Source organism: [Flexibacter] sp. ATCC 35103, from assembly GCF_001975985.1.
GTDB lineage: Bacteria > Bacteroidota > Bacteroidia > Flavobacteriales > Flavobacteriaceae > Flavobacterium.
The window spans coordinates 667,303-681,020 of the sequence record NZ_MTQF01000001.1 but is presented as its reverse complement, the minus strand read 5'-3'; the positions used below and the strand labels follow the sequence as shown (position 1 = coordinate 681,020).

6 protein-coding genes are annotated in these 13,718 nt (G+C 30.3%); all 6 read right to left on the bottom strand.

Annotated features, from left to right (window positions below; all coding sequences use genetic code 11):
• Positions 1-73: 73 nt before the first annotated feature.
• The 6 genes from BXU01_RS02765 to BXU01_RS02735 all read right to left on the bottom strand — a co-directional run bounded on the left by BXU01_RS02765 (position 74) and on the right by BXU01_RS02735 (position 13,709).
• A complete protein-coding gene (locus BXU01_RS02765) occupies positions 74-496 on the bottom strand; it encodes a helix-turn-helix domain-containing protein (protein ID WP_083691594.1) in 423 nt (140 codons plus the stop codon).
• 888 nt (positions 497-1,384) lie between these two features.
• Complete coding sequence (locus tag BXU01_RS02755) at positions 1,385-2,569, bottom strand: hypothetical protein (RefSeq protein WP_083691592.1); 1,185 nt, start codon at positions 2,567-2,569, stop codon at positions 1,385-1,387.
• Complete coding sequence (locus tag BXU01_RS02750; RefSeq protein WP_123773916.1) at positions 2,570-3,019, bottom strand: hypothetical protein; 450 nt, start codon at positions 3,017-3,019, stop codon at positions 2,570-2,572. It lies immediately after the preceding gene.
• Between the two features lie 4 nt (positions 3,020-3,023).
• Complete coding sequence (locus BXU01_RS02745) at positions 3,024-6,266, bottom strand: fibronectin type III domain-containing protein (RefSeq protein WP_083691590.1); 3,243 nt, start codon at positions 6,264-6,266, stop codon at positions 3,024-3,026.
• Positions 6,267-6,295: 29 nt separating this feature from the next.
• The gene (locus BXU01_RS02740) at positions 6,296-8,755 is read right to left on the bottom strand and encodes a hypothetical protein (protein WP_083691589.1); all 2,460 of its coding nucleotides are present in this window, start codon (positions 8,753-8,755) and stop codon (positions 6,296-6,298) included.
• Between the two features lie 91 nt (positions 8,756-8,846).
• Entirely contained in the window at positions 8,847-13,709 is a 4,863-nt protein-coding gene (locus BXU01_RS02735) for a T9SS type A sorting domain-containing protein (protein WP_083691588.1), read from the bottom strand.
• Between the last annotated feature and the right edge of the window lie 9 nt (positions 13,710-13,718).

Below are 13,718 nucleotides of genomic sequence, written 5' to 3'. Positions count from 1 at the left end.
ATTACAACGTATTTTGTGTATTTTGATGATTGCATTTTTAATGGTTATGTGTTAATATAAGTTTTTATAAAGTCTATTTTTCTTTGAGTAATTTTTCAAGATACTCGAGTTTATCTTTTTCAGCTTGGAGCAAACGTTCGTAAAGTTTTTTGTTTTCGTCTACAAGTTCCATTACTTTATCCAGAGGATTAAATGAACAATGATTTGACTGTGGAGCATTAAGAATTGTACCACTAATATCATTGTCATAAATATTATTGAAATAATTAATTGCAGCTTCGTCAGAAAAATTCTTAATGGCTTCAACCGTTACACCAAGTGCTTTTGCTACTTCTGCCAGTTTTTCTTCGTCTATGGTTTCACTATTTTCAATGGCAGATATCGTTTGTTGGCTTATTCCCATGGCTTGCGCCAAAGCTTCCTGTTTCATATCTCGAAGTTCACGAATACGGCTAATTTTTCGCCCTATATGATTTGGTTTTGTAAGTGTGCTCATAATTCAAAGATAAGAATAACTAAGTAAAATAGTATACGAAATGTAAAAAACAGATTTAGAGTGGTATGATACGATTAAAGAGAGATTCTGTTGTTTGGATTTACAGTGTTCGTAAAGTTTATCATGATTTTTATTAGCTATTACCTTTAATTTTTACTCTAATTTCATCTGTCAAAAGTGGATCTTCCCAAATACTATGAACGTAGGTAACATCTTCTCCTTCAACTATCTTCTCCGACTCCTCTTGGTTGATGGCATGATCTTTTGATCGATAATATCCTAGATTTTTCAGAATGTCAGTTTTGCCGTCAGGAAATTCAAGCAAACAAAGTCGTGAATGTTCGCCTGGTAAATAGTCAATTTCGTACGAAGGAATACATTTACATAATTCAAAATAGCAGAATATTCTACAAAATTCGTTGTTTTTTTCTGGAAAAAATTATGTCAAAACGGATATTTTTTTATTTCCAAATATCCGTTTGCAATTAGGGTAATAACAAAAACATAGATCTGATTTTGATTATTAATTTTTAACTAGATTCCCTTTTTTTAAATCAGACTCGTCGGGTAAATTTAATATCAGCAGGGACAGAAAATTCTTTAATCCCTCATAATTTAGATTAATAAAGAAATATCTACAGCAATCATAATATTATTTTTTAAGTGGTATTTCTTTCGTTTTGCGTGACGTAATTAAATATGTAAAGCTGCAATTTTTTCCTTGTTTACTTTTTATAATTCAATATAAAATAATTATATTTTATTTATAGTCTGCTATTGTAAAGTCTTGGTAATGTATGTTTTTTTTTCGTAAAAGATTTTAATATTAAAAAACCTTCTGAAGTTTTACTTTAGAAAGTTTTTGTCTTGCCTTTGTTTTTATAGTTTTTAATTATCTAAATATTTTGATAGTTTAGTTTTGTCTTTAATTACTAAATCCGATAAGTTTGAAATATTTAAACCATTTGTATTTCCTAGAGACTTAGCTATAATATTTTCGAAGTCTTTTCCTGAATTTCTACTTAAAATATCTTGAAGGTTTTCACTTTTAATTATTCTAATAAATTCAGATAAATTATCAATGTTCGCAATATCAAGTTGTTGAGAATCTGTTAGTAATTTCGAATAGAATTTATTGTTCAGTTGATACTTTACGATCTCGATTTTTGAATTCCTTAATTGAAAAGCAAGCTTATGCACAAGTTTAATTGTATCGTTATTGTTTGGAATTATGGAACTAATAAGTTCATTTTTATATTTTTCTTTAACTTTTAGATCATTATAAAGTTTGTCTTTTTTTCCATATTTAAAAAAGAGCGAACTGTTAAAAGCAAAAGTTTGTACAGTTTTGTTTGATATAGTTACATTAATTGTTTCTTTATTATAATTAAATCCTACATTTTGATTCCAGATTCTTTCATCTTCAATTTTTCTTTTTTCATTTTGATTTAATGCCTGATAATTATCGTACAGTAAATCAAAATCAATATATTGATATCTAGAAGATTTATTTTTTAAAAGATTAGAAGATTTGGGATTGAGAATATCACCTAAAAATAAGTTATTTAAATTTGTAAGACACATACTTATTTTGATTTGATTAGGTAGATTGTATATATACCATCTCTCATCTTTTTTTATTAAGGAAAGAAAATTTAATATCTGAAATGGAATTTCAGAAAAAGTAAAACTAAATTTAACATATGCCATGTCATTATTGTCATAATTAAAATTATAAATGTTTTCTAGCTCAATGTAGTTTTCATTTTTATCTAATGTTTTTATTTTTTCAAAATGTTCCTTATCTCTACTTATAACGACACTAGAATCTATATAGTCACTTTTTGCCCATATAATGTTATTTGCAGAGAAATAAGATTGTAGTAAGCCTTCAATCTTACTATAGTCTATTTCATTTTTATTGTCAACTAATTTGATTTTTACAGGCTTTAATATTTGATATTTGAAATTTTTTAATGAATTGTACTCTAATACATATCCGTTTGAATTTTCATTTTGACTATAAAAAATATTGTAAGCCAAAAGTATTGTTAAAACAATGATTTTTTTCATTTAGTTTTTTTTAAATAATAGATAAAATATTGAAAAGATAGAGAATAGAAAGAAAAATGGTTCTAATAAATATTTTAAATTTAGTTCAAAAATACTATTAGGTTTTGAAAAAAATAAATTGAAGGATGTAAATTTAGAATGATAAACTATTATCCTTTTATCTTTAAAACCATTTGAGAATGGATCAATGTAATTACTCATTGTTATTGAGGCTTTTTTATTATTAGACATTAAAAAACCATGATAAACATTTAAAAAATTAGAGGATGAGTTTCTTCCTGTACCGGTTGCTGAACCATATTCTTTAACAACGAGGGTATCTTTTACAAAACCATTTTCACAAAACACAACTGTATACCCAGTTTTGAGCACAGAGAAATCATTAATCATTTCTATAATCAACATTAGGGATGAAAATATTATAATAGTATATGCAAAAAATTTTTTCATTAGATTATTCTTTTAGTGGTTGTATAACTTGTATTTCGTATTCTTTTGTTGTGTCAAATTTTAATCCTAAGGGCAATTTAAGATACCCATTTACAGTAAATGTCATTTTAACTCCTTCTTTAAAAAAACCATAATTCCAATCTCCATCGGAATATCCAACCCTAAAAACTTCTGCAGTAGCTTTTCCAGAAACTGTTCCTCCAACAGAAAGATATTCATTTTTTGCTCCCAGTCCAATTTCGCCACTTGCCTTAACTTCCATTCCTACTTTTACAAGTGCCGGATTAATACCTTCTGATTTTACTATTTTATTAGTTTCAATATATTTCTTTTGAACTCCTTCGTATTTTATTTCTGCAGCAACTGAGGCTGATCCTTCTATTTTTACTTCACATTTGACTAAGTCCGTAGCCCAGTTAGGAGCTCCAGGAAAATATGAAGCTGGATTTCCACTCCATAACATTAATGTTGCGGTACCCTTTAATCCTACCTCAAGACCAGATTTTATGCTTTTTTCTCTATAATATAAACGTGAGTCTTTATCTTCGACATTTTTTAGTACAAATTCTCCAATTGCAACGTCCGCATAAAAATTGATACTACCACTTGAGTTTTCATTTTTTTTGATTTTTCTAATTCCTGGAATTTTTTCGAGAACTTTTCCAGTCTTGTCCATAGTTTTTTTAAGTTCTAAGAACTTTTCAAGTACCTTAAAATTTTCAGTTGATGTTGTTAAGGCATATTTTGTAACGTCTTCATCAACCCATTTTACACTTACCTCTTTTGTTGTTATATTAGGAAAACCTGAAATATTCGTGAATTTAGAATTTAAAACTTTATTATCATCTGCAAGACGAATTTTTATTTGTGTTGTTCCATTTTTATTTTCATCATCAATATCATTAATTTTCCATTTGATGTAATTCTCTGGAATTTTGGTAAGTTCGGTTTGGCTTAAAATAGCTTTTATTTCAGTATTTCTATAATCTGTTTTTCCTGGTTTATTTACATAATATAATGTTTGTCCGGCATTTGCAATCCTAGTTTTAGCTATAGTTACAGAATTAGGAATATAAGTAGCCGTTAATTTATTTTGTGTAAATTTTTCAACAACTTTTTCGACCTCTACTCGTACTTTTGGAGTACCTTCAAGACTATTTGCTTCAGCTTGTAAATCTTGTTTTAGTAAATTATATGCTATAGTATTATCTTCAATTGGAATAGTACTTTTGCTGGTACTACTATCATATCCGCGTACCATTTCTTTTTCTCCGGGTTTATGAATACTATAACTAACCACTGCACCACTTGGTACAGTTTTCATTTCAAAAGTTTCTAACATGAAACGTCTATAAGGTATTTTTATTCTTCCACCATTATAATATTTTTGTCCTTTGTATTCTATAAAATAACCATTTTCTGTTACTTCACCATTACTAGGTACTGTCGTTGTCTCTTCTTTAGTATTATTTTTTTCAGTTGGTACCTCATTTACAATTGGTGGAGGCGTAGACGTAGGTTCATCGACTGCGACAACAGTGATAGGATTATATTCTATTGGAGTTTCTGAAGGCAGTATTGAATTCTCTGGTTTAACATTTTCCTTTTCTCCTAATATGTCAGCATCGATCTCTTCTTGTGTTGGTTTAGGGCCAAAAATAGATTCCATAATTGGATCGTATTCTTCTGAAATATCATTCATCAATTTATCAACATCGAGAAACTTATCCCAGTTTTCGGTATCATAACTGGCTATAATTTCCCCAGAAATTAATTTAAAATCAGTATTAAGACCAATGTTATTAAATGTGATTCGGATTCTGGTATATTTACCAATGTTACTTTTCGATTTTCCGTCTTCGTCTTTTCCTGCAAAGGCATCGGCTGCATCAATCAGTTTTCTGAATTTTTCTAAGAATGGAAGGGTTACATAACCATCACCTGAAAAATTGCCATTGCTTCCTGTAGCGTGTAATACCACTATAGGAAAATCTCCGGCTGAGACTACATCATTTGGGTAAAGATTAGGCAACGGAGTTTTGTTAGCCAAGTCATTTGGGTCAGGTTTTATACCACAACCTACAAAGGCAATTTCGTCTTTGGCAATGGTTGTAAATTCGTTAATGGTACCGTGAACATATTTACCCAAATCGCAAGAAGCCCCTACTGTATACTCATAAGTTGTGTTTGGTTTTAAATTGGTAAGCGTAATGTTTTCTCTTGGAGTAACTACTTTATACCATTCTGAATTGGCATTTTTTTCTCGGTAATTTACCTGATAATCATAGTTTTCTATATTACCACTCCATGTTATTTTAGCCTGATCCTGACTTACTCCAGAAGTTGTAATCGCCAATGGAGAGGTACAGAATACTTCGTATGTAAAAGCAAAAATTTCAGTATAACCGTTGTTTTTAAAAACACCTATTTCTTCGGCGCCTAAAATTGCCTTTGCTTTTATGCGCCAGGCATATTTTTTACCCGGAATAAGTTGAGGTTCGCTCATACCATATTGCAGCGTTGTCATTTTTGTTGTTGTTGTATATAATGGCGGCGAATAAGCAAATGCATTTTGAACGGGAGTGTAATTATCCCAAATTTCTACTAATGAAAACTCGTATTCGACATTACTGACATTAATGCTTCGTGGTGTCCAGCTAAACACAATATTTTGAATATTTTGTTGCATGATCGAAGCATTATTCAGAGGCAGATTTAAAAATGGTGGTTCATTTTGAAATATAATAGTGGTTGAACCTGTTTTTTTAGACAGTTTTTTTCCTGTAGCAAAGTCATATACTTCTACATAAATATTGTAGATACCTTCTGGTAAAGGTTGTGCATATTGATTTTGATTTAATCCTAACAAGTTCTGATACTCAAAATAAGGTGCCAAATCAACATTGGTTAGTTGAAGCGGAAATCCTCCTTCGAGATATAATGATTTTGCACCTACAACAAAATCATTTGTATTAAATGCTATTCCGTTACCCTGAAAATAAATTTTTAGCCTTACCTGACGGTTTGAAATGGTCAAATCGTTTAGTACTAGCTGAATTTTTAGGGGACTGTTTATAGTAGTTGCATCTGCATATTTAGTTAAATAAATAGGAGAGGGCTGTGTAATTTGAGTTGTGATCGATATAGGAAAGGTTTGCGCATAGCTACCAGATCCTATTAAGGAACATAACAACAGTAAGTATAAATGTAATTTTTTTAGCATTTTGGGTAATTGAGTTTTATCCATTTTTTTAGGTTAGTATCTTATGTCCTATTTTATTTTTGAATATGTTTTAGATCTATTTCATCAATTGTTGCATTTTCAATGGCTAATTCATGATAAAACGGAATCATTTTTAATTCGATAGCATCTGTTATTTCAGTAGCTGTTTTTTTGTCTTTTATTAATTTAAAAGCTTCTTCGATTTCTTGCTTATTAAAATCAGTTATATATTGATTTTGTTGTATTTCAGTCGCAGGTATTTTAATCAATGCCGAAATTTCTTTCAACATCCATCTATGATGCATTAACTGATCACGGTTGTTGTCGCTTCTTTCAACTAGTTTTAAATATGATTTGTAGGCTGCTTTATCAGTCACATCAGACTCGATTATGCCGTTTAATTTATGGCTGTTTACTCTTCCTATTGCTGTTACATAAGCACTTTCAAGACTTTCGTCTTTATTCTTCATTTCTTTTTCCAGTTTTTGAGCAGCTTCAAAAAGGTATTCATTATATTGTTTGAGCGTTTCTGCTTCTACATTATAAACTTCGAGATAATCTAAAACTTTCTCCTTAAAATTTTTATCATCATTGGCGAGTGTTGCCAATGTTAATAAATGTTCTAAATTGATATTTTCTTTTTCCGGTAAAGGATTTAATGCAAGTTGCATATCTTTTAGCTGAGATGTAATCTGATCACGTGTTGCTTCAAAAGTTTTTCCGTTAAGGTTAATTTTTAAAACAGGATTTGCTGCATTTAATTTCATATCTTCCTCCGTTCTTAGTTCTCTTTTTGGACGCATTTTTATTTTATCAAAAGAATAGGAGTACGATAGAGTAGCGGTTAAATCGTTGTTTTTTCGTCCTGTCGAATTACTAAATAATGAAATCACACTCATGTTAAAATTGTGTTTTTCAAGATAAATATAAGATCCGTTTAGTCTAAAATTAAAAATATCATTTTGCTTGTCTCCATTACTATAACTTGTATTGTAACTTGTAGAAGCACTGGTATTTAGTTTTTTATCAAAAAATAATTTTGAAGCGCCTATTGTAGGACCAATAATTAGATTTTTACCAGAATCAATTTTTCCGTAGGTATTATTTAGAGATGCATTAAAACTTAAATCTTTTTCAGGATAACCAACAGAGTAGGTAAGTGCTGAGTTATAATATGTAGAAGCTCCGCCTTCAATTGTTCTACCTTGTTGTTGATTTTCGGCATCTTGCATAGAGAAATTGGCACTTATTGCTTTCTTTATTTTCTTATCATTTTTAAGTAAATAATTTGCGGTCAGACCAATATTTTGATTAACCTGTCTAAAATTTAAAGTATCTAAATATTCGTAATTAGAAACCTGATTGATATAATCAAATTGATTGCGACTGTTGGTATATGATTGAAAATTAGAATAATTAAAATTTAAGTTTAATTTTTGATTAGGTCTAAAATCAGCATTTATAGAAGTTACTAATCGCTTCATCTGACTTTCTTTTTGTTTTTCTAAATTGTCTTTTTGAAGCCCAAGATTTAAAGCAAGCGTAACTTTGTCTTTATACAAGTTTTGTGTTGCATTAACAGTAATGTTTTCTAAGTCATTATTAAAATAATACCCTCCAAAAGTTCTATAGTTTGGATCTATCCTTTCATATCCTACTCCTAAAGTTCCTTTTCCGGCAGGATAGGTAAATTGACTTTTAAAGGCATCATAACTTGTTGTAGTACTATTTCGACCTAACAGAAAAGAGGAAATTCCTTGTGCTTTTCCACTTTCATTAACTCTTACATCTTCAGTTATACTGCTGTTTGCATATTCTGTGTAAACTTGTAATTTTTGAAAAAGTTTAAAAGTAGTTTCAAAACTTATAGCTGCATTTTCCTTTGGAGTTACATCCAATTCAAACGGAACAGGATTATTCAATGAATTGATCTGGTCTCTTGCCTTGAATAAAGTAAGACCAAGATTTATTTTCTCTAAAGCATAATACGTTTTAAAACCGTATCCAAACCTTTTATAGTTAGGAAGGATATCAGGATAAGCAGAATCAAACTCGTTACTTTTTAATAGTCGACCATACATAGCACTAATTTTAAATTTTCCCTGAGGAGTTAAATCAACTCCAAAACCTGAAAACTGATGCCCGCTTAGTGTATAGGGGGAAAATGTCATGCTAACATCTCCAATATGTGCAGTAATCCATTTATAAGAGGGATGAATACTCAATCTATTCATTAAAACAGGCTTGTTATAACCAAATTTTTGATTGGTATAAGAAAATGAAAGCGGAACATTGTATAAATTAGCAATGTTAAAATTTATATTTCCATTCAAAAAGTAACTAAAAGGTTCTCTTGAAGCATTACCAGAATAGAAAACAGTATTGGCTGATGCACCACCACTAACATTTATTAATTTGGCTTTGCCTACTTCCTGCACATTAAAATTTTGCGAAAAACCAAAAGCACTTATAAAAAGTAGAATTGTGATTAAAATTATTTTTTTTAAAATCATTCTGATATACTATAGAAATCAAAGATTAGTTTTCTTTGATTTCTATTATTATTTGAAATTGATAAATTTTACTTACTTGATAAATTAAAGTTTATTGAATGATAATTTTTCTCAATTTACTTCCTTGTTGCGACTCAAACAGAACGAAATAAACCCCCGAAGGAAGTCCGTTAAAACTAAAGTTGAATAGATAATTATCCTTACCGTCCTTTGTTTTTGAATCAATAAGTAAATTGTTAGTCAAATTATAAACTTTAACATTTGCGGTCATCACTTTATCAAGAAGTACATCTACTGTAAAGGTTCCTTTTGATGGATTAGGATAAACTTTTAAATCAAATTTTTTCGAAATATCATCTGGATTATTTTCTTCGAATTCGCCTTCAGTAACTAAAATTGTTTTAGTTTGATACGCCGTACAATTTCCTTTTTTAGTATTCATTGTAATATCGTATTCACCAGCTTCGCTAAAACTTACCTCTGCAAAATCTTTGTTTTTAGAGACAATAGTTGCATTACTCGGTAATATCCATTCGATTTGGTCAGCATCAGGATTACTAATATCTACAATTATAAATTTTTCATTTTTGAATACCTGACTGGAAACGGCAAATTCAGCGCTAATTGCAGTATTTTGACTTGATATCGTGATTGTATCTGTAGCTTCACAGCCTAATTTGTTAGTTACAATTACAGTATAGTTTGCTGGATCAGAAACGGTAATTATAGGTTTGTTGCTTTTAAATCCTTTGTCTGATGTCCATAAATATGTTGCTTTATCATCATTGATAGTGGCATTAATCGTCAAGGTTTGATCAAAACATAATGTTACATCCTCGCCAATATTAATAATATCTTTAGGTGGATTTTTGATAGTATAGGTACGACTAATAATGCAGCCCTTACTATCTGTTATTTGGATAGTATAATCTCCAGCCGAAGCATTACTTAAAATATTAGATTTTTCACCTGTGCTCCATAGGTAAGTATAAGGAGCAATACCGTCTACAGTACTAACAGTAATCGTTGCATCAGAACCACCATAACAGGTTGGGATTTTTGTAATTTCGGTTGCATCTAAATGTGCGGGGGCAGTCACGGTAATTGTTTTTGTAATTGTACAACCGTTATGATCTGTAACTAATAAAGAATAATTTCCAGGTAATACATCGACTAAATTTGGAGTTTTTTGACCGGTACTCCATAAGTAAGAATAAGGTGCAGTACCTTGTAATGCAGCAGAAGTAATAGTCCAATCGTGTCCATCTCCACAACGGGTATATTGAGAGGAAAGAGAATTTTCTAGAACTAATGGTTCTGTTATTGTAATATTTTTACTTTGAATTGATTTTCCAAAATAGTCTGTTGCGATAACAAAATAAGTTCCTGCTTTAACATTCATTAAAGTTTCTTCTTGGCTTATTACTATCGAAGGATTAGTTATATCATACCACTTGTAGTAATAGTCAGGAAGGCCTCCTGAAGTAATTGCTTTTACACTTGCTGTTGCATCTCCATGACATTTAACTACGTTAATTTGAGTTAATTTTATAAATAATGGGTCAACTTCATCTAAGTCTCTTTTTTCTATCCTGCATCCATTTGCATCAATTATAGTGATAAAATATTGTCCTACATAAATATTATAAATACTATTAGATTCTTTGTCACTATCAGTATAAATTGATTTTCCGTCTTTATCGTACCATACAAAATCATAATTAGGAGTTCCTCCAACAACAGTAACTTTAATACTTGCATCATCTAGTCCTAAAGCTGATGGGGGAGTTTTTTCTACTTTTATTGCCATTACTTTTGGTTCTGTAATTATAATTATCTGAGTATCTTCACATAAATTAGCATCGGTTACAGTGACATTATAGGTTGATGCGTAAAGATCTGTAATTGTATTTTCGTCCGTATTTTTACCAGTACTCCATACAATTTTATAGGGGCCTGTGCCTCCGGTAACTGTAATAGCAATCTCTGCATCATTATTACCATTACAAGAAACATTTTTTTGAGTGTAGTTGATTTTTAAAAGTTTTGGTTCTATTACAGCAACAGGTGTAGAAGTATAGCTATTACCATATCCATCAGAAACTTCTAAAATATAATTACCTGCTACTAGCGTCCCTGAAGGATTTGTGGTAGATGCAATTACAGTTGGTGTTAATTGATTATACCATTTATATTTATAATCTTTATCTGTATCAGTGACGCCAATTGGTGCTCCTCCTGATATTATCGCTTTTAAAACAGCTTGTTTATTGCCAAAACATTTTATTGATTCAGTTTCAATAATAGAAGTTATTAAGAGTTCATCTGGCTGAAGAATAGTATATGTAGCTTCTGTTTCACATAGATTTCTATCAGTAACAATAACAGTATAACTGCCTTCACCAATTCCGTTTAATAATGCATTGTTTTTACCTGGCATTAATGTTTTGTTATTGCCTTCATACCATTGATACGTATAAGGAAATGTTCCATCTGATGGAATGATATCAATGCTACCATTTTTTAAACTATATCCGCTTGCATTTATTTTGTTGGCAGAACTTATAATTAATGGTTTTAAAGGTTGTGTAATTTTAACTAAAACAGGAATTGCCAAGTAAGAACATCCGTTATCATCAGTGATCGTAAACGAATATTCACCCATTGGAATTCCTGATCTGTCTTTTGTAATAACACCATCGCTCCAAACAACATGATAATCTCCTGTTCCTCCCTGAATATTTAAGGTAATAGTTGCGTCACTCCCATTAAAACAATTGACATTAGTTTGAGTAAAAGTGCAAGTTATTGCAGGTCTTTCAGTTAGTTCTGCAATTATTAATTCTCGTGAAATATTAGCATTGTCTGTTACAATTACTTTATAAAAACCAGCATATAAATTTTCGACTTTATTTGCTGTTCCATCACTAATGATTGTATAATTATCTACGTCCTTTTGTTTGTAATACCATTTATAATTGTATTGGTTTGATGGTATTGGAGTTCCTCCGCTTGCAAAAACTTCTATATTACCACTATTAGCCCCATTACAGGTTACATCTAGTTTATTTACAAAGACAATTGTTAATGCTTTTAGAGTAACTATTTGACTTTTTGTACAACCATTACTATCTTTAACTGTTACTTCATAAACTCCGTCTCCTAAACCGTTAATAATATTACTTTGATATTCAATACCAGTACTAAAACCATCTTTTTTTAGAGTATAGGTATAATTTTCAGTACCTCCATTTGCATTAATTTCTATTTTACCATCATTTGCTGTATTAATGGTAGGCTGCGTTGAGGTAATATTTATTATTTGTACAGACAAATTCTGACCAATTATAATATTTTGAGGACTATTGTAAATACAGTTATTATCGTCTGTCACGCTATAAGAATAATTTCCGGCAATTAATTTTGTTGGATCTATTATTTTTGCATTATCGTTTACATCTTTATAATTTACTTTGTAAATACCGGTTCCACCTTTAATATCTAATGTAATTGTTCCATTATCACCACCAAAACAACTTACGTTTGTAGATGAATGGGTTACTGTTATAGGCGCTGCTGGCTGAGAAATATCAAAATCAGCATAAATTTCTTTTCTGTAATCGTCGATAAGTCCAACTCTATACTTTCCGGCAAAAAGAGCAGTTATACTAGATGAAGTTTGTCCGGAAATTTCAGTTTCTATACCATTTTCTATTTTAAACCAACGGTATGAGTACGGGGTTGTACCACCAATAGATTCAATAGTTATTACACCGGTTTTTGCTCCATAGCACTTAACATTTTCCTGGTTAACAAGTTTTATTCCCAAAGCTTCCAGCTTAAATTGTTTTGCATTACTAATACAACCATTAGCATCCTTTACATAAACATCATAAGTTCCATTGCCTAATCCATTAATTATATTTGAAGTATATTCAATAGGAATACCATTATCTTTTGTTACAACATAAGTATAATTAGTTTTTCCTCCGCTTGCATCTATAGTGATTTGTCCATCATTAATAGCTGGTCCTGTAGGTTGTTTTTGAGATGTTGTATTTATTACCAGTGATGCATTCGGTTCTGTAATTGTAATTAATGTAGTTGTATTTGAGTTGACACAACCATTTGTATCAGTAATTTTATAATAATAATTACCTGCTTTTAGACCAATTCTTTTTTGTGCTGTAATAGTGTTATTATCGTTCCATGTTACTAAATACGATCCAGAGCCACCAGAAATTTTCAAATCGATTTCTCCAGTAAAGTCGCCTTTACAAAGGACATTTTTAATTATTGGATTATTAACTATTATCTGTTTATTTTCGTCTAATAGTATATCTTCAGAAATAGTAGTATTTACAGGTATCGCATTATCACTAACCTTAACTCTATATATTCCTTTCGACAACCCAGATGGATTATTATCATTTTTACCAAAAAGAATATCATATGTTACTCCATTTTTTATTTCCCAGACATATGAATAATTTGTTTTTTTAGTTCCGCCACTTACTGCTGCTATAAGACTTCCTTTTCCGCCAAAACAAGTTATATTATTATTTCCGGATACAGTTACTAGAAGTTTGTCAGGTTCTGTTACATTAAATGTTTTAATTATTGAACAACTGTTAGCATCTGTTGCACTCACAATATATGTACCTGCACCAAGATTATTAATATCGATTGAATTTAATGTGATTCCATTTTTTGTCCATGAAGTTTCATAAACGTCAGGGCTAGAAGGCATCCCCCCTTCAATTTTAAAATTATCAATTCGTCCGTTTGTTTCTCCAGCTCCACTGGCAGGAAATTCATTACCTGAAATTTTAATTATAGGAGGTGTTTTTATTTTAATAGTTCTTGCTCCATTAGAATCAACTTGTTGAGGATCTTTTTGACAATAGCCAGCTAAACTCATAAAGAACACTAATATTATGTAATGTTTTTTCATAATCTATAT

Excerpts from the sequence above, each read along its gene's own strand:
- BXU01_RS02735 (WP_083691588.1), bottom strand. The coding sequence starts at position 13,709 with ATGAAAAAACATTACATAATATTAGTGTTCTTTATGAGTTTAGCTGGC.
- BXU01_RS02750 (WP_123773916.1), bottom strand. The coding sequence starts at position 3,019 with ATGAAAAAATTTTTTGCATATACTATTATAATATTTTCATCCCTAATG.
- BXU01_RS02755 (WP_083691592.1), bottom strand. The coding sequence starts at position 2,569 with ATGAAAAAAATCATTGTTTTAACAATACTTTTGGCTTACAATATTTTT.
- BXU01_RS02745 (WP_083691590.1), bottom strand. The coding sequence starts at position 6,266 with ATGGATAAAACTCAATTACCCAAAATGCTAAAAAAATTACATTTATAC.
- BXU01_RS02740 (WP_083691589.1), bottom strand. The coding sequence starts at position 8,755 with ATGATTTTAAAAAAAATAATTTTAATCACAATTCTACTTTTTATAAGT.
- BXU01_RS02765 (WP_083691594.1), bottom strand. The coding sequence starts at position 496 with ATGAGCACACTTACAAAACCAAATCATATAGGGCGAAAAATTAGCCGT.